The organism is Erysipelothrix anatis (assembly GCF_009828745.1).
In the GTDB taxonomy this organism is placed as follows: Bacteria; Bacillota_I; Bacilli_A; order Erysipelotrichales; family Erysipelotrichaceae; genus Erysipelothrix; species Erysipelothrix anatis.
The window spans coordinates 1-17,499 of sequence record NZ_WTSX01000005.1; the positions used below are offsets into that span (position 1 = coordinate 1).

General features: G+C 38.7%; 17 protein-coding genes. 4 read left to right on the plus strand and 13 right to left on the minus strand.

From position 1 onward, the window contains the following. The coding region (locus GVV19_RS04660; protein WP_159638028.1) for an IS3 family transposase at positions 1 to 87 on the plus strand (87 nt) is incomplete at its 5' end. Between the two features lie 60 nt (positions 88 to 147). Here the strand turns inward: GVV19_RS04660 and GVV19_RS04665 are convergent. The 9 genes from GVV19_RS04665 to parE form a co-directional block, all read right to left on the minus strand. Beyond that, positions 148 to 825, minus strand: a complete 678-nt coding sequence (locus GVV19_RS04665) for a 5'-methylthioadenosine/adenosylhomocysteine nucleosidase (protein WP_159645894.1) — start codon at positions 823 to 825, stop codon at positions 148 to 150. After that, positions 822 to 1,493, minus strand: coding sequence for a class I SAM-dependent methyltransferase (locus tag GVV19_RS04670; protein WP_159645897.1), 672 nt, complete (start codon positions 1,491 to 1,493; stop codon positions 822 to 824). The genes GVV19_RS04665 and GVV19_RS04670 overlap by 4 nt, the downstream gene beginning before the upstream one ends. Continuing rightward, entirely contained in the window at positions 1,490 to 1,813 is a 324-nt protein-coding gene (rsfS, locus tag GVV19_RS04675; RefSeq protein ID WP_159636373.1) for a ribosome silencing factor, read from the minus strand. Before rsfS ends, GVV19_RS04670 begins: the two co-directional genes overlap by 4 nt. Then, positions 1,810 to 2,829 (minus strand): nicotinate (nicotinamide) nucleotide adenylyltransferase, encoded by a 1,020-nt coding sequence (gene nadD / locus GVV19_RS04680; protein WP_159645900.1) that lies wholly within the window; start codon positions 2,827 to 2,829, stop codon positions 1,810 to 1,812. Before nadD ends, rsfS begins: the two co-directional genes overlap by 4 nt. Then, the gene (locus GVV19_RS04685; protein WP_159636377.1) at positions 2,826 to 3,110 is read right to left on the minus strand and encodes a YhbY family RNA-binding protein; all 285 of its coding nucleotides are present in this window, start codon (positions 3,108 to 3,110) and stop codon (positions 2,826 to 2,828) included. The genes nadD and GVV19_RS04685 overlap by 4 nt, the downstream gene beginning before the upstream one ends. After that, positions 3,110 to 4,132: a GTPase RsgA gene (gene rsgA, locus GVV19_RS04690; protein WP_159645903.1), complete on the minus strand. Its 1,023-nt coding sequence runs from the start codon at positions 4,130 to 4,132 to the stop codon at positions 3,110 to 3,112. The genes GVV19_RS04685 and rsgA overlap by 1 nt, the downstream gene beginning before the upstream one ends. Continuing rightward, on the minus strand, positions 4,122 to 5,426 hold the full coding sequence (gene purB / locus GVV19_RS04695) for an adenylosuccinate lyase (RefSeq protein ID WP_159641383.1): 1,305 nt from the start codon (positions 5,424 to 5,426) through the stop codon (positions 4,122 to 4,124). The genes rsgA and purB overlap by 11 nt, the downstream gene beginning before the upstream one ends. A gap of 90 nt (positions 5,427 to 5,516) precedes the next feature. After that, entirely contained in the window at positions 5,517 to 7,985 is a 2,469-nt protein-coding gene (gene parC, locus GVV19_RS04700) for a DNA topoisomerase IV subunit A (RefSeq protein WP_159645906.1), read from the minus strand. After that, positions 7,975 to 9,885: a DNA topoisomerase IV subunit B gene (parE, locus tag GVV19_RS04705; protein WP_159645909.1), complete on the minus strand. Its 1,911-nt coding sequence runs from the start codon at positions 9,883 to 9,885 to the stop codon at positions 7,975 to 7,977. The genes parC and parE overlap by 11 nt, the downstream gene beginning before the upstream one ends. Before the next feature lie 132 nt (positions 9,886 to 10,017). Here parE and plsY point away from each other — a divergent pair, with 132 nt between their 5' ends. The 3 genes from plsY (at position 10,018) to GVV19_RS04720 (ending at position 13,108) form a co-directional block, all read left to right on the plus strand. Beyond that, positions 10,018 to 10,620 (plus strand): glycerol-3-phosphate 1-O-acyltransferase PlsY, encoded by a 603-nt coding sequence (gene plsY, locus GVV19_RS04710; RefSeq protein ID WP_159636387.1) that lies wholly within the window; start codon positions 10,018 to 10,020, stop codon positions 10,618 to 10,620. 74 nt (positions 10,621 to 10,694) lie between these two features. Further along, complete coding sequence (locus tag GVV19_RS04715) at positions 10,695 to 11,411, plus strand: ABC transporter ATP-binding protein (protein ID WP_159641387.1); 717 nt, start codon at positions 10,695 to 10,697, stop codon at positions 11,409 to 11,411. Beyond that, positions 11,408 to 13,108, plus strand: coding sequence for an ABC transporter permease (locus GVV19_RS04720; RefSeq protein ID WP_159645912.1), 1,701 nt, complete (start codon positions 11,408 to 11,410; stop codon positions 13,106 to 13,108). The genes GVV19_RS04715 and GVV19_RS04720 overlap by 4 nt, the downstream gene beginning before the upstream one ends. A gap of 28 nt (positions 13,109 to 13,136) precedes the next feature. On the opposite strand, the gene GVV19_RS04725 is transcribed toward GVV19_RS04720, so the two are convergent. From GVV19_RS04725 to pheT, 4 genes are all read right to left on the minus strand, one after another. Beyond that, a complete protein-coding gene (locus tag GVV19_RS04725) occupies positions 13,137 to 13,991 on the minus strand; it encodes an alpha/beta fold hydrolase (protein ID WP_159641389.1) in 855 nt (284 codons plus the stop codon). Between the two features lie 83 nt (positions 13,992 to 14,074). Beyond that, on the minus strand, positions 14,075 to 14,293 hold the full coding sequence (locus tag GVV19_RS04730) for a YtxH domain-containing protein (RefSeq protein WP_159645915.1): 219 nt from the start codon (positions 14,291 to 14,293) through the stop codon (positions 14,075 to 14,077). Between the two features lie 86 nt (positions 14,294 to 14,379). Beyond that, positions 14,380 to 15,096, minus strand: a complete 717-nt coding sequence (locus GVV19_RS04735) for a YebC/PmpR family DNA-binding transcriptional regulator (RefSeq protein ID WP_159645918.1) — start codon at positions 15,094 to 15,096, stop codon at positions 14,380 to 14,382. 25 nt (positions 15,097 to 15,121) lie between these two features. Beyond that, a complete protein-coding gene (gene pheT, locus GVV19_RS04740) occupies positions 15,122 to 17,494 on the minus strand; it encodes a phenylalanine--tRNA ligase subunit beta (RefSeq protein ID WP_159645921.1) in 2,373 nt (790 codons plus the stop codon). Positions 17,495 to 17,499 lie beyond the last annotated feature (5 nt).

Genomic DNA, 17,499 nt, shown 5'->3' on the forward strand with positions numbered 1-17,499 from the left:
GACTATTTAAAATATTACAATGAAAATCGAATACAAGAAAAGCTAGGATATCAGTCTCCCGTTAATTATCGGTTGGCTTCATCCTAACTTGGTTTTTTCTTGAGTCCCAAGGAACTAGGTCAGTTCCGATTACCAGAAGGTTTTTAATTATAGATTTTGAACAAATAATTCACAAATGTTTGCGGAATTTGCACTGGCAATCGGTAAGTATTCATCGAAGGATATTTCATTTCCCTCAATAAATGTTACATCACTTAAGCTACGTAAAACAATAAACGGTGTTTTCGAACGTGCACATACTGCTGCAATCGCAGCCGCTTCCATCTCAACACAAATTGCGTGTGGAAATGTTTGTTGGATAACATTAAATTGTGGCTGATGCTTCGTAATGAATTGATCACCAGTAACAATTAAACCTTGATGGTATGGCATTTCTAATGTTTTAAGTGTTTCTGTAGCTTTCGTCATCAGTTTTTCATCTGAATAAAAGATAAATCGAGGATCTTCATGGGTTGTAGGCCCGATATCGAGATCATGATACTGAAGCTTTTCAGCTACAACAACATCCCCAATATTTTGACCTTTTTGCAATCCTCCGGCACTTCCGATGTTTATGACAACTTCAGGTTTTAAAGCATGAATAAGGACCGATGCAGTATACGCTGCATTAACCTTCCCTACACCACTCAAAGCAACGGTAACGGTTTGATCAGATAGCAACCCTTCCCATACATTAACCCCTTGCACTGTCTGTTCATGAACATTTTTCATTTTATGTGTCAGCGCCGACACTTCTTCAATCATTGCACCAATTATGAGAATCATAGTGTCTCCTTTGTTGCAACTAAGACAATTTTTTCACCTTCAGGTAAGAAACCTTCATGAATATAATCTGTGTACACAGTTACTTTATAACCACGTTTTTCGAATCCATCAATTAAGAGTTTTGGATCAAAAACCCATTGGTAAATAGCATCAAACGTTCCGTCCAAGAAATTGATGACATGAACCAAGTGTTCTTCATTGACTTCAATTTGGTATGCATAGTCAAATGTATCGGTTGAGCCTTCTTCATAATAATCATCCGCGAACTCATTAAGTCTATGGGGGTGATGACAATCAACGATTAAATGGTTTGAAGTATTACTCATTGTTTCAATAAATTGTTCGAGATCTTCTGGTGTTAGAATGTAGTTGGTACTATCGCCAATACAGAAAGCTGTATCGAAGGGTGCTTCAGGCGTGTAATCAAGGAAATCACCAACTGTGGTGACGTCCTTTAACTCAGGATATTTTTGGTGAGCAATTTCAATCATATCAGGATCTATATCGACACCCACAACTTCAAAATCAGGGCTTAACATCTTCATGATATCCCCAGTTCCACACGCAAACTCAATGACACGCGGTCCGACTGCATGCTTGTTTACAAAGTCGTAGTAGCGTTTTGCCCCTTCTGGATCATAGAAGAGTGCATCGTAGTAGCTTTTCATTTAATAAGATCCTGATATAGTTTCTCTAAATTATAGTGAGCACGATCTTCAGTTAAGAAAATATGTGCAACCACATCATATGCATCAATGAGAATCCATGATGATTCTCGCTCACTCTCAACCGTTTTAATTTTGTATCCTGCTTTTTCTATTGCATCGACAACATGGTCTGCAAGTGCCTTAATTTGGCGATGACTTGCTGCATCTGCTATAACAAAGTAATCTACCAATGGGTTTCCATTTTCAAAATCCACAACTTTTATATCGTTGGCTTTACGTTCATCTAACGTCGCCACAATTAAATCTTTTAATTCTTTCATTTTAAATTTCCTTTCGCTTGTTCAAATTCACGTTGATACTTTCGTAACGCTTTGAATCCTTTTCGTAAATCTTGTTTTGCGAGCTTAATAAAGGGTTCGCTGTCCCACGAACGACCACGCTCACACTTGTCTGCTATGTAGAGAATCATCCCCACTGGATTCGTACTATGACCATCAACATGACCTTCAATTGCCTGAAGAACATGCTTGTTTTTGATGTAGTACTTCCGTGTGAGTAGGTATTTTGCAGCAAATGCATGATAGAACGCTGGATGTAACACTTCGTGCTGCGGTGCTTTTGCTTGCATGGTCATTTTTAAATCTTCTTTATCTGTCTCTTTTTTTAAATCGTGTGCATACGCAGCTAAAGTAACTGCTTCATAATCAACGTTATGTGCACGCGCTAACTCTTGAGCTAAGGCGACAACTCGGAACACATGCTCTGCCCGATAGGGTGTGAGATTGGCTCTGTTTAGTGTTTGCATATACAAACTTTGTTCCGTCATGTATCGCAATATTGATGGTTTGGTAGCCATCGATTTCCCTTCACGAATCTCAGTCGAACTGTATGGAAAGACGCTCCCAGAGATTATTGGATAATCGGTTGTTAAATGTTCGGTTCCTCGATTGTATACAATAAATTGCACACTGTCTTTAAGCACATCAAATTGTTTCCATTCATGCATTCTTGGAAGTTGGTCTGAACCAATCAACCAATCAAACGTGTAATCAGGGAACTGCTTTCTTAATTCACTGACAGTATCAATCGAATATGAAGGTTCTGGCAACATCGATTCGACAGAATTTACGGACATTTTTTTATGTCCCGAAATCATCATCTCAATCATATGTTTCCTATCGTCAAACGATGTACTATCATTTTTAAACGGACTTCGTTTCGTTGGAATAAACCATAACTCATCGGCATTACGTGATACAAGAGCAGCTTTGGCTATCTCAAGATGACCATAGTGGATGGGATCAAAGCTCCCTCCAAATAAAATGACATGTTTCAAACTTTAATACGGCCTTTTACGCTATAGCGGTAGAAGACAACAACACGCCCTACTTTGCTGACAGTTGTTGCACCAAAACGATCTTCAATTTCTTCGATGAGTGCTTCTTTGGTAATGTCTGAGTTTTTTTGAATCGATACCTTAACAAGGTTGTGTGCAAGTAATGCGGATTCAAAACTTTCGAGAAGTGTTGGTGTCATACCATTCTTCCCTACGGATACGATTGCGTTTTCATTGTGTGATAAACGACGTAATTCTTTTAATTGATCTTTGTTTAACATTAAATCATTGCCTTTCTAATTGTGATTACAGCAGACTTATCAAAGTATGTCTCGACAGCCACTGTTTCGCCTTGAATGCTTACGAATCCAAGGTCATAGATTTCCATATCAATTTTGTCTTCAAGCTGAGGCCAGTTACGAAGACGATATTCTGGATTTTCAATCATGAACTCGTGTTCTAGAGCTAAGTTTGCATCCAAACGTTCTGGTTTAATTCGTTTTAAGGTTAGCGGTAAATAAGAAATGATGTTGACGGTTGACTTTGGCGTAATGGTGATTGCTCCCAAATTACCAAAGAGAATCGTTTGCTTTTCATAAATTTGGAAAACCGTTGGCTTAATCGTTTTTTGTGGGGACAATGACACTAAGGTATCATCAGAGATTTTATCGACAAGTTCTGTCTCATTACTTAATCCTGGTGTATCAATAACATCTCCAAGCCCTGTTTCGATGCGAACAACATCTGCGGTCGTAGATGCAACAGGAGATACCGATAAGTTCTGATTTCCAAGAAGTGCGTTGAGTAGTGATGATTTACCTGCATTCACACAACCCACAAACGCTGTTTCATCGTTTTCGATATATGGAAGCAGTGGTTCAAGTGTTTCTCGTTTAAGAGCAGAAACATAGACTATTTCCATAACTGATACAGGTTCGTCACGGAGTGCACGCATAATTGCATGCTCAATTTTAGTATTTGATACTGATTTTGGTAGTAAATCACGTTTATTCACGACAAGTACGACTTTTTTACCACGGAGTGAGCGCAATAATCCTGTATGAATACTTTGGTTCAGGTGCATGATATCCAACACCCAAAAAATATTACCTTTGAAGCCATCAATAAATTCGAGCGTTGCTCCATCATCAACACGTGCTTTAACTCGTTTAAAATCACGGTAGTGTTTCAGCCTAAAGCATGATTGACAATAGTCGTGATCCATCGACCGTGCATAACCACGTTGATCCGCATGTGCTATCTGTAGTTCGCTACCACATCCCATGCATTTTTTAATTTCCATTTATATTTACCCTTTCATATATTGTATCGACTTCGCGTAAGAAGTATGCGACATCGAAACATGATTCCAATGTTTGAAGATCCATGTAATCTAAAATTCTTTTATCCTCTAAGAGGACATTTTTGAAATGTTCAGATGAATTGAACGCGCGCATCGAGAGTGGCTGAATAAAATCATATGCCCCTTCTCGACTCATGCCTCCTGTTTCAATGAGAGTCGTCATCACACGTTGTGCAAAAATGACACCATGCGTTAGATGAATATTCTTCATCATCACTTCTTCATAGACAACAAGATTGCTAACGATACGGTTAAAGCGAACAAGCATGTAATCGAGTAACATTATTGCATCTGGGAAAATAATGCGTTCGGCACTTGAATGTGAAATATCACGCTCATGCCAAAGTGCAACATTTTCAAAGGCGGTTGTCATATAGCCACGAATTACGCGTGCACAGCCACTCATATTTTCGCTACCGATTGGGTTTCGTTTATGTGGCATTGCGGATGAACCCTTCTGACCTGGATTAAAATACTCTTCAGCCTCACGAACTTCTGTACGTTGTAAGTGGCGAATTTCGGTCGCCATCTTCTCGATGGATGTCGCAATAAGCGCAAGTGTTGACATGTAATAAGCGTGGCGATCACGTTGGAGCACCTGTGTCGAAATATGCGTTGACGTAATGCCAAGTTTTTCACACACATAATCTTGAACGAATGGTGGCGTATTGGCAAAATTTCCAACTGCGCCAGATATTTTCCCAGCTTCAATATCTTTTCGAGCATGGCGAAAGCGATCAAGTTGACGATTCATCTCGTCATACCATAATGCAAACTTAAGACCAAAACTCGTTATATCCGCATGGACGCCGTGGGTACGACCGATTGTTGGAACGTCTTTATATTTTATTGCTTGGAGTCTTAATGACTCAAGAAGTGTTACGATTCCTTGTTCAAGAATTTCATTCGCTTGCTTATAAATGTAACCATACGCTGTGTCGACAACATCAGTACTTGTTAACCCATAATGAATCCATCGTTTTTCAACACCGAGCGACTCACTAACGGCACGCGTAAATGCAACCACATCGTGTCGTGTTTCTTGTTCAATTTCGTAAATTCGGTTAATATCAAAGCGCGCTTGTTCACGCAGCACTTTCACATCGTCACGCGGAATAACTCCCATTTCAGAAAATGCTTCCGCAGCACATAGCTCAACTTCAAGCCATGCGTCGAAACGAGCCGAATCTTCAAATAAACGTCGCATTTCAGGTCTTGAATAACGATTGATCATAAAGCCTCCTTAAAAAGAAACATCTGGTGGATATTACCACCAGATGTTGGTTGTATTTGCTTGGTTATATCACCTAACAATTATACAGAATTATATATCAAACTTCAAAGGTTCAGTATGCGTTATTTCCGCATTTTGTGGGATTGCAACAACTGGAACGTGAATTCGTGGATGCAAGATTGTGAATCCTGCTTCTGAGGTTACGTTTGAGAATGTTGCATCAACACCCATTAGTGGAACATCTTTCACCAATACAATTGCGAGATGGTCGTTATAGATGAAAATATCATCTTGTAGTTTAGCAATTACAACATCTTGAACGTAATGAGGATTACTCTTAACAGTTTTCATAATACTTGAGCCAAGTGTTGCTCGATTATGAACTGGAATCTCATCTTGTTTCATACGTTTGAATTGACCGCGTTCAGACATGATCACAACTTCTGTTTCATCATGGAAAATCCCTGCAGCAACAGCACGATCCCCCACTCGAACTTTAATTCCAATCACACCTTTAGCTCGAACACCAATTGGATTTACATCAGCCAAATCAATGCGAATTAATTGACCCAATCGCGTTACAATCATGAGATGGTCATGTTCGTAGGCAATCGAAGTATCAATGAGAACATCATCTTTACCCAGCTTCATGATGTCATAAAGTCTATTAGTGCGCTTAACTTCCAAATCAGCGATTGCGGTTTTCTTAATCATACCTTGCGCACTCGTGGTTACAACAAACATGTGTGTGTCAAACGATTTAAGTGTAAATGCACTAATTATTTTCTCTTCAGGATCCAGTTTCATATATTGCGTCATATGTGATCCAATATCGCGCCAACGTGCTTCTTCAATTTCATGAACAAGAAGGATACCATATCGGCCCTTTGTTGTCGTATAAACAAGATAATCCGTTGTTTCAACTTCACTACTCAAGACGATACGATCATCTTCGTTAAGTGCAAAGATTTCTTTCTGGCTGGATCCATAAGAACGAAGTGAAACGCGTTTGAGATATCCATTTCGTGTAAGTGTGAGCATTACTTGTTCATTTGAAATCAAACTTAAATGGTCAACTTCCAGGTTAGAAATTTCATTTTCAATAACAGAACGGCGTGGCACTTCAAACGTGTCACGAACTTCTTGGAATTCTTTAATGATGAGGCTATTTAACATTTCTTTGTGTTTGATAACCGTCTCTAGATAATCCATTTCATTCGCAAGTTTCGCAAATTCATCGCGTAACGCATTGATATCAGTTGATGATAAACGGTAAAGTTGTAAATCAACGATTGCACTTGCTTGCTCATGAGTAAATCCAAACGCTTCCATAATGTTATCGCGTGACTCCCCACGGTTATTGGAAGCACGAATAATTGCGATAATTTCATCTAATATCGATGTCGCTTTCATGAGTCCTTCGAGAATATGGATTCGTTTTTCTTTTTGTGCATAGCGGTGCTTACTTCGATTCAGGACAATTTCTTGACGAAATTCTAGATACGCATCAAGAATTTCGAGTACACCACAGACTTGCGGACGTTGATCAACAATCGCAACCATATTCGCATTATAGTAAACTTGTAGTTCTGTCTGTTTGTAGAAGAGATTTAGAATGCTTTCAGCATCTGCGTCGCGTTTACAATCGATAACAATTCGCAAGCCATTTCGGTCTGATTCGTCACGAACATCCATAACGTCGCCAAATCCTTGATTTGCTTTCGTAAAACGAAGTTCATCTATCTTTTTAACGACATTGGACTTAATAACTTCATAAGGTAATTCCGTAATTACAATTTGCTTCATTGTCTTGTTTTCGACAATTTCTGTTTTTGCACGAACGACAACTCGACCGCGACCTTTAGTTAAAATATCACGAATGCCTTCTTTTCCTTGAATAATTGCTCCCGTCGGAAAGTCAGGTCCTTGGATAAATGTCATGATATCATCGACATTGCTTTCAGGATTGTGTAGACGGAAAATTGCTGCATCCATAACTTCTTTTAAATTGAATGGCGGAATATTCGTTGCATAACCCGCAGCAATTCCAGTAGATCCATTGATCAATAAGTTTGGATAACGAGCAGGTAATACGGACGGTTCCCATTCTGTATCATCAAAGTTCAATACAAACGGAACAACATCTTCATCAATATTCTCTAACAACGAATGAGATATTTTGCTCAGACGTGCTTCGGTATATCGCATCGCCGCTGCAGGGTCATCATCAATACTCCCGTTGTTTCCTTGCATATCGATCAAAGGCATGTTGTATTTCCAATCTTGCGACATCCGAACCATGGCATCATAGACCGATCTGTCACCATGAGGATGATAGTTACCAATTACGAGTCCAACTGTCTTCGCAGACTTACGGTATGCTTTGTCAAAATGGTTACGATCATGATGCATCGCATATAGTATTCGACGTTGAACTGGTTTTAATCCGTCACGAACATCTGGAAGTGCCCGTTCTTGAATAATATACTTGGAATAACGACCAAAACGTTCACCAACTATGTCTTCAATTGGTAATTGAATTATTGTATCATGCGACATTTTGTTCCTCCTCCAATGTAAACGCGACATTCTTTTCAATCCAGTCACGGCGTGGATCAACTTTATCTCCCATGAGGACTGACACACGTTTATCAGCAGCTAAAAAGTCGTCAATTTGAACTTGAATAAGTGATCGCGTCGAAGGATCCATTGTAGTTTCCCATAGTTGATCAGCGTTCATTTCACCAAGTCCTTTATAACGTTGAATTTCAATTTTGCCATATTTTTCACGGTAACTATCAAGTTCTTCATCACTATAGCAGTAATGGAGATTTTTTCCCGATTTTACACGATACAATGGCGGTTGAGCGATGTAAACATACCCTGCTTCAACAAGCGGACGCATATGTCTAAAGAAGAAAGTTAACAATAGCACCTGTATGTGCGCACCATCAGTATCCGCATCGGTCATAATAATGATTTTGCGGTAGTTGCTGTCATCAACATCAAATTCTTTCCCAACACCAGCACCAATTGTATGAATAATCGTGTTCAACTCTTCGTTTTTCAAAATATCATCAAACTTTGCTTTTTGTGTATTCAATACTTTACCACGTAACGGTAGAATTGCCTGAAACTTACTGTCACGACCTTGTTTAGCACTTCCACCAGCAGAGTCACCCTCTACAAGGAAAAGTTCGTTTTTATTCTTGTTTCGCGTTTGAGCATTCGCAAGTTTACCTGACAACAAGCGTTCGATACGGTTTTTCTTCCCTGAACGGGCTTGTTCTCGAGCTTTCCGCGCTGCCTGGCGGGCATGAGTCGCTTTTTGGATTTTTTGAATAATCTTCATGGCTTCTTCATGATGAGTATCTAAATAGTATGGCAGTTGTTCAGTTATAATTGAATCAACCACAACCCGTGCGACGGGCGTTCCTAGTTTCCCTTTTGTCTGGCCCTCGAATTGTAAAATATCTTCAGGAATTCCTACTGAAATAATCGTCGATAAACCTTCACGAATGTCTCCACCCTCAAAATTCTTATCTTTTTCTTTTAGAATATTGTGTTTACGCGCATATTCGTTAATAACCTTGGTAAAACCACTACGAAAACCTGCTACGTGAGTTCCACCATCATGAGTACGCACTAAGTTTACATAAGAGTATGTATCTTCGTTATAGCCTTCATTGTATTGTAATGCAATTTTCACATCGATGGATTCAGACTTTCCAGTCAATGTAATAACTTCACTTAAGACTTCAGTATCTTCATGAACATATGCCATGAATGCATTGAGTCCGTCTTCGTACTCAAAGTCACGCGTCTCATCGATGCGTTCATCGACAACGGTAAAACGAATGCCTTGCAAAAGAAACGCACTCTCTTGAACACGCTCGCAAATGGTGTCGAAATTAAACTTACTATTTTTAAAAATTAGTGGATCCGCTTTGAAACGTACGTAACTTCCAATTGGCCCGCGTTCAGAAATCTGTTCAAGTTCTGTTGCGGCTTTACCACCATTACTAAAATTCATTTTATAAGTACCATCTTTACGGTACACTTTGACTTCTACTTCTTCACTTAAGGCATTAACGACAGATGCTCCAACACCGTGAAGCCCTCCACTCGTTTTATAGCCTCCTTCAGCAGAAAATTTTCCACCTGCATGCAGCACAGTAAAAATAACCTGAAGTGCGCTAACTCCACTTTTATGGAGTTCTATTGGCATTCCACGTCCTTCATCACGTACTGAAAGTGTCATATCATCTTCAATCACTATTTTAATAGACTTACCATAACCGTTAAGCGCTTCGTCTATCGCATTATCCATAATTTCCCAAACTAAATGATGTAGACCACGTTGATCTGTAGATCCGATATACATCCCGGGACGCTTACGAACGGCTTCAAGCCCCTCAAGTATTTCAATACTTGATGCTGAATAATCTTGTTTACTCAAGTTACCCCAACTCCTTTTCAAGCGTAATTATAACACGCTTTTCAAAGAATTGAAGTTATCACTAATTCTTTTGCTTCAAAACTACCAAATAGTGTATAATTATTTGGTATTCAAACAATTTGAGGTGAACTTATGAATTATTTTATTGCATCCTTGATTGGTTATCTCTTAGGATCCATTCCATTTGCATTAGTTATTGGAAAAGTTTTCTATAAAACAGATATACGCCAACACGGATCCGGAAATCTTGGTGGGACCAATGCTGGTCGTACGTTAGGTAAAAAAGCTGGGATTTTCGTCATTATCTTCGATGTATTGAAAGCTGCAATAGCAATGGTGATTACGTATTTTATTGCTCCTGATGCAATGATTTTTGCAGGCTTCTTTGCAACAATCGGTCATTGTTTCCCTGTTTTCGCAAATTTCAAAGGTGGAAAAGCCGTTTCAACTGCTATGGGATTTTATTTAAGTGTTTCCATATTAATAACACATAATGTGTTATTGCACTTTGTATTACCACTCGCGATTTTTGTCTTATTACTTTATATTACAAAGATTGTTTCGCTCTCATCAATCATTGCAGTTCCTGCTGGAGCATTGATTATTGCATTAACACAACCTGATATTCGTGTAACGTTGGCTAGCGCCATTATTTCCGTCATTGTCGTTGTTAGACATCGCGAAAATATCAAGCGTATTATGAGCCATACTGAACGAAAAATAACATGGATGTAAGCAACGATTTCGTTGCTTTTTTTGTACTGTCGTGCTATTGTGTTAGTGTAGTCACACACTAAAAGGAGAAGTTTATGATTGCTATTCAAAATGTATCAAAGACTTACAGCGGAGATCACAAAGCCGTTGATGATTTAACATTAACAATCCAACCAGGGGAAATTGTTGGATTTATCGGACCAAATGGTGCTGGGAAAACAACAACCATTAAAATGCTTACAGGGATTCTTGCACCGGATTCAGGGAATATCGAGATCAATGGTTACAATATCTTCAGTGATCCCATCCATGCAAAACAACAATTTGGATATGTATCTGATGATCCAAATGCTTTCTTAAAATTGAAAGGCATTGAGTATTTAAACTTTGTCGCTGATATGTACGGAGTCGATACGCAGTTACGTCAAGAACGAATTCGCCATTATTCTGAATTATTAAAAATGGAGGAGGCACTCGGTGATCGGATTGATTCGTATTCACATGGAATGCGTCAAAAAATGATGGTTATGGGTGTCTTAATTCATGATCCATACCTGTTGATTTTAGATGAACCACTTACAGGACTCGACCCTCAATCTTCATATGTTCTCAAGCAATTAATGCGTGAGCGCGCTAATCAACAAAAATCAGTCTTCTTTTCGACACACGTCCTAGAGGTTGCAGAAAAACTATGTGATCGCATTGCAATCATTAATCATGGAAAAATCGTCTATACCGGTATTCTTGAAGACTTGAAAGCTCAGTATGATGAACTTTCACTTGAAGAAATCTTCTTGGAGCTTACCAAATGATAAGTCGCATCATCACCTTGACTCGAGTGCTCCTTAAAACATCTCGCGATCAGATTATGAAATCTGGCCTCAGTCAACGTAAAAAGAAGAAAAACAAGCGTATGTCCTCTGTAGGGCGTAAAGTCCTATTCGGAATTCTCTATCTGTATATCTTCGGAATTGTCGGATTCTTCTCATACCAATTAATTGCTGCACTCAATGCAGTCGGTCAACCTGGCCTTGCGATCCAAATGTTATTTATTGGAGTATCTGTTTATCTATTACTAATGGGAATTATCTTTACACCCACTGTATTCTATTTTTCTAAAGATATAGAGCGGCTACTCGTTATGCCGATACGACCACTTGAGATTGTAAGTGCGAAATTGCTGACAACGTTTGTCCTTATGGTTGAACAAATGGCAATGTTTACGATTCCATTTGGAATCGCATACTTTGTTGTTGTGAATCCGGGATGGTCCTTCATTCCATTTTACATCCTTGCGAATCTCTTCTTACCACTTTTACCGGTCGCATTGTCAGTCGGAATTATCATTATTCTCTTTACATTTATTCCTTTCTTTAAGAATAAAGATGTATTTACCTATATATCCATGTTCATTGGATTTGCGATGGTATTCTTCTTTATATTTGCAATTCAAATTGCTGATCCAGAGTCATCCTTCAATATCGAGCAAATGCTCCTATCGCTACAATCTGGTGATAACGCACTTATTAATCTCTTAAGTGGCATCTTCCCAAGCAGCGATTTCTTGGCAAGAGGTATCGTGAATACGTCTTTATTGTCAATTATAATAGGAATTGTTATTTCGATCGTAAGTACGATTGCAATTATTTTCTTAACACAATTTATGTATTTTAAAGGTGCTATCGGTATCAGTGAAGGTACAGCCAAAAAACGTAAAATGTCACATTCCGAAACCTACAGTGAAAGCATTTCAAAATCACAACGCCGAGCTATACTGGAATACGATTTTAAAAATATTTTACGAACACCAACATACATGATGAATTACTTCTTAATTGTATTAATCATGCCTCTCTTTATGTTCCTTCCAATATTGCTCAGTGGTGGGTTGGTGGAAATTATGGGTGGTTTACCAATGGTTGCAGACTTCTTCAAACAAGTTGACAGTATGCAACTCCTCATGATTTTCTTTATCGGAGGATTCTTAATCGCATTTTTCATGAGTGCGATGGGAACAATATCTTCCACCGCATTCTCTAGAGAAGGACGCTCAATGCTTAGCTTCTCAGTCATGCCGATACCGTTTGAAACGCTACTCCAAGCAAAAATATTACTTGGTACACTAACGATGGTTATCGTTCCACTTCTAATCGGGGTGGTCGGACTTATTATTGTTAGAGTCCCAGTCTTATCATTTATAGGTTATATGATTGCCGCAGTACTTGCTACTGTCTGTGAGAATACAATCGCAATGGTGACTGACGTATACGCACCAAAACTGAATTGGGAAAATGAACAACAAGCCGTTAAGAACAACTTTATGGCCGTTGTCCCAATGTTTGTCATGATGGGGCTATCGATTATTAGCGTCTTTATTATCTTAAATACTGAGCTTATTATATCTGCACCTTTAATAACGGTGATGATCGTTGTCTTTGCATTTGTATGCTATAAATGGATGATTCGTTTGGGACGCATACACTTCCCTAAAAAACTCGAAGAATTATAAGAAAAAAACTGTCAGTTCTCTGACAGTTTTATTTTTGAAAAGATGTCCTTGCGTTGAGCCACGCAATTGAATCCATGATTACAGTATCACCATCAGGCTCATCATAGAGGACATGGTGCATACCTTCGTACAACTTCCACGACTTGTCTTTCGACGAAATCGTATCATAAAAGTGTTTCCCAACACTTGGATGGACTGTTTTATCCAATGCGCCATGCATAATAAAGCATGGATAACGATAATCTTGAAGTACATCTAAAAGATAATTAGGCGCCGCAACAAATACCGTATTAACAAATCGCATCGTGTAGTATTTTCGTTGCAATGGATTTTTGCTCGTGAAAACAAAGTTATCCTCAAGGGTCTCTTTTTTGCGCGGGTCATTCAGACTTATTGTATCACCCTTAAATTCAACCCATAGATTTGGGGCAATTTTGCCACCTAAAGACGTTAAATATTTCAAATTCCCTTCGACTGCAGCAACATAACCAACTGCAGGACCTAGAAAGAGTTGCCCACTAAGAGTATTCGGATACTGAACGCCAAACATAGCCGAAACCAACCCTCCCATGCTAAACCCAAGTGTAAATAATGGTATGTGTAGGTTTTCTCTTAAAGCCATGCGAACCATGACATGTAAATCATTGATATACGTCTGATAGTGATCAAGATCTCCCAGTTCTGAAGATGTTTTTCCATGACCACGCATATCATAACTGTACACTGAATAGTTCTCGGCATTTAGCATTTTGATATAATGTTCATAATCTCCACTATGATTTGTAAATCCGTGACACATCACAATAGTCCCACGTGGATTTGGAACCAAGTGCTTCATGTAAAATAGCGAAACATTATCTGAAACATTTAGATAGTCAAACATCGCAATCCCTCCGTTTTCTTTATCATATCATACACCGATTTCATTTACACACCCACACATAAAAAAACGCCTGATGGCGTTTTTTATTTATTAAACTTTTCTTTGATGTCTTCAACGACATCTTCAGCTTTGTCTTTTAGATTTTCAGCAGTTTTTCCAGCTTTATCGGCTAGTTCATCTGCTTTTTCTTTAAGATCTTCAGCTACATCACTGGCTTTATCTTTAAGTTCGTCGGTGGTTTCGCTTGCTTGATCTTTTGTTTTTTCTAAAAGTTCTTTTGCTTTATCTACAATATTTTCCATATGTATACCCCCTTTTCATATTTAAATTATAAGGGGTTTGTTAAGAAGTCTCAAGTATGGTGATTATTTACCACACAATTTTCATCTTAAAGTTGCGCATTATGGAAGACATTTTGAACATCTTCAACTTCATCAAGCATATTAATGAGTTTTTCAAAATTGGCTTGATCTTCTTCATCAACCGCTACATATTCATGTGGTAAGAATGTGATTTCAAGAAAATCAAACGTCACGTCTGGTAATAATGTTTCGATTGCTTCTTTTGCTTTATGTAGGCTAGCAGTATCTACTGTTACTGTAATAGAGCCTTCTTCCAGTTCGATATCTTGAAGATCAACATCATTTTCGAGTAAGACTTCCATAATCGCTTCGTCGTTATCGTATTCAAATGAAAGAATGCCGACATGGTCATAACCATGCATTACACTACCACTGACGCCCATTTTACCTTTGGATTTTGTGAAGCAGTTTCGCACCTCACTGACAGTACGGTTATCGTTATCCGTCAAACATTCAACAATAAAGGTTGAAGCTCCAGGTCCAAATCCTTCATACGTTACTGCATGATAGCTTTCTTCTGATCCACCTTTAGCTTTTTCAATAGCACGTTTAATGACATCAGCAGGAACTTGTTTTGCACGGGCTTCATCAATAATACGTTTCAAGCCAACGTTCATTTCCGGGTCAGGAACCCCTGCCTTCGCAGCCATATAAATCTCTTTTCCATAGCGTGAATAAACTTTTGTTTTAGCTGCGTTCGTTTTCGCCATGGATGCTTTTCGAACTTCAAATGCGCGTCCCATAAATTTTCCTCCTCTAGTGTCTATGTTAACGAATTTCTACATTATATTTTGATACAAGTTCTTGCGTAATGGCATCCATTACTTCTTGAACTTCTTCAACCGATAAAGTACGGTTTTGACCCATTGATAATTTAAATGCAATGGATTGCTTGTCACCAAGTTTTTCAGATGTAAACACATCAAATACATTTAATCCAACAAGGTAACGACGAGATGCTTTCTCAATTGATGCACTCAAGTCGCTAACTTTAACAGACTTCTCACATAAGATTGCAAGATCTCGGGTAACAATTGGATATTTCGCAACAGGTGCGGCTTTAATTTGACCACGCTTTTGATTGAGCAGGAAGTCCAAATCAATTTCAACATACATAACATCTTTGAGGTCATGTTCAGCTGCAAGTGTTGGATGCACCTGACCGATCACACCAAGATGTTGTCGGTTCAAGGTAATTTCCGCAGATTTGTAAGGATGTAAAACAGATGTATCCACAGTATCTGTATTAAAGCCGATACGTTTTTCGCTAAAGCCGAGTTTATCAAGTAACGACATCAACATTCCTTTTACGTTAAAGAAGTCAATATCCACTGACGACTTTGTCCAGTTTTCACTGAACACTTTTCCTTGCCCAATTATTGCAAGTCGGTATGATGTTTTATCTTTTGCTGTAATTGCACTATGTTCGAAATAAAGACCATCAGACACTTTATGTGCATTGTTATAAGCAACTACTTCCAGCATTGATGGGAATAATTGGGTTCGCAGATATGCACGTTTATCACTCATTGGACTCATAAGACCAACAGGTTCACCAAGACTTTCGAACCCCTCAGTCATCGCTTTTTCAACTAAAGTATAGGTGTTGGTTTGATAGGCTCCAAACCCTAACATCACTGATTCAATTAATCGAATATTTCTTTGGAATGGTGTCAAGTTACCCAATGTTAAATCCATAAGCGGTAATGTCTCTTCAAGAACATCGTATCCAACAACGCGGATGACTTCTTCGATTAAGTCTACTTCAATTTCGATATCGTTTCTAAATGAAGGTGCAGTACATGTAATAACACCATCCGTAACCGTCGGTGCGAAATAGAGACGTTCAAATACATCCATCACAACATCTTCCGTTAAATGCGTTCCAAGGTAAGCATTGATCCGGTCAACTGTAATGGATACTTGTTTTGGTTCGTAGGAAATAGATCCATATTGAACTGTTGCTTCAATTTCGGTTGCACTAGCATATTCAATTAAGAGTTGAACTGCGCGGTCCATTGCTTGGTGTGCTGATAAAGGATCCATTGCTTTCGTGAAACGTGCTGAAGCGTCTGTGTTTACACCAATTCGAGTTGCCGTTTTTCGTACTGAAACATGATTAAAACGAGCTGCTTCAATCACAATCCTTCGTGAGTTATCCTGAATCATTGAATTTCCAAGTCCCATGATGCCGGCAATTCCAACTGGTGTATCGCCATTCATAATTACGAGGTCACCTTTGTTCAATGTGTAGGTTTTATCGTCAAGGGCTTCGTAACTTCCTTCAATATCATCACGAACGGATAAATCTTGATTCGCTAAGAAATCAATGTCATAGAAATGAAGTGGTTGACCTGTTTCTAACATAACAAGGTTTGAAATATCAACAACGTTATTGATTGGCTTAATGCCAGAACCAATCAGTGCTTCACGAATCCAGTCTGGAGATTGGCCTATTGTGACGCTATTGATAACTTTACCCAAAAATAATGGACTTTTCTCTGTGTATGATGTGATTTTTAGATTTGTTGGTGCACCATCGGATGCAGCATTTTCAAAAGTTGGTAATGTCAATGGACGTTTAAAGAGTGCACTCACTTCGTGTGCTATCGCAAACATAGATAAGAAATCTGAGCGATTTGGTGTTTGTGAGACATCCATAATCTCATCGTCCAAGCCCAATGCTACTGCTGGGTTACTCCCTGGTTTTGCTTCTGGTAAAACAACGATGCCTTCTTTTTGTTCGTCTGTGAGGAATTTTTCTGCAACGCCTAACTCAGTTAAAGAACAAATCATTCCTTTTGATTCGACGCCGCGAATTTTAGTTTCTTTGATTGTCAAATCTTTAAGCTCTGCGCCCACTGTCGCAACAACAACGTATTGCCCTTTCGCAATATTCGATGCACCACAGACAATTTGCTCGACATGAGTCCCTAAATCAACTTGAGTGACGTTCAAATGGTCACTGTCTGGATGTGGTTCACACTCAAGAACATGACCCACCACAAGTTTTGTTCCTTGCAGTAAACTATCGACGCCTTCAACTTCTAATCCAGCATTTGTTAAGGTATCTGCAATTTCTTGAGTTGTAATTCCTTTAATATCTACATATCTTCCTAATAATTTTCGACTAACTAACATAGACT

What these genes read in the sequence shown, in the direction of transcription:
- GVV19_RS04670 (WP_159645897.1), bottom strand. Translation starts at nt 1,493, where the DNA reads ATGAAAAGCTACTACGATGCACTCTTCTATGATCCAGAAGGGGCAAAA.
- GVV19_RS04735 (WP_159645918.1), bottom strand. Translation starts at nt 15,096, where the DNA reads ATGGGACGCGCATTTGAAGTTCGAAAAGCATCCATGGCGAAAACGAAC.
- parC (WP_159645906.1), bottom strand. Translation starts at nt 7,985, where the DNA reads ATGTCGCATGATACAATAATTCAATTACCAATTGAAGACATAGTTGGT.
- GVV19_RS04665 (WP_159645894.1), bottom strand. Translation starts at nt 825, where the DNA reads ATGATTCTCATAATTGGTGCAATGATTGAAGAAGTGTCGGCGCTGACA.
- GVV19_RS04725 (WP_159641389.1), bottom strand. Translation starts at nt 13,991, where the DNA reads ATGTTTGACTATCTAAATGTTTCAGATAATGTTTCGCTATTTTACATG.
- GVV19_RS04715 (WP_159641387.1), top strand. Translation starts at nt 10,695, where the DNA reads ATGATTGCTATTCAAAATGTATCAAAGACTTACAGCGGAGATCACAAA.
- GVV19_RS04685 (WP_159636377.1), bottom strand. Translation starts at nt 3,110, where the DNA reads ATGTTAAACAAAGATCAATTAAAAGAATTACGTCGTTTATCACACAAT.
- plsY (WP_159636387.1), top strand. Translation starts at nt 10,018, where the DNA reads ATGAATTATTTTATTGCATCCTTGATTGGTTATCTCTTAGGATCCATT.
- pheT (WP_159645921.1), bottom strand. Translation starts at nt 17,494, where the DNA reads ATGTTAGTTAGTCGAAAATTATTAGGAAGATATGTAGATATTAAAGGA.
- rsfS (WP_159636373.1), bottom strand. Translation starts at nt 1,813, where the DNA reads ATGAAAGAATTAAAAGATTTAATTGTGGCGACGTTAGATGAACGTAAA.
- GVV19_RS04730 (WP_159645915.1), bottom strand. Translation starts at nt 14,293, where the DNA reads ATGGAAAATATTGTAGATAAAGCAAAAGAACTTTTAGAAAAAACAAAA.
- purB (WP_159641383.1), bottom strand. Translation starts at nt 5,426, where the DNA reads ATGATCAATCGTTATTCAAGACCTGAAATGCGACGTTTATTTGAAGAT.
- GVV19_RS04720 (WP_159645912.1), top strand. Translation starts at nt 11,408, where the DNA reads ATGATAAGTCGCATCATCACCTTGACTCGAGTGCTCCTTAAAACATCT.
- rsgA (WP_159645903.1), bottom strand. Translation starts at nt 4,132, where the DNA reads ATGGAAATTAAAAAATGCATGGGATGTGGTAGCGAACTACAGATAGCA.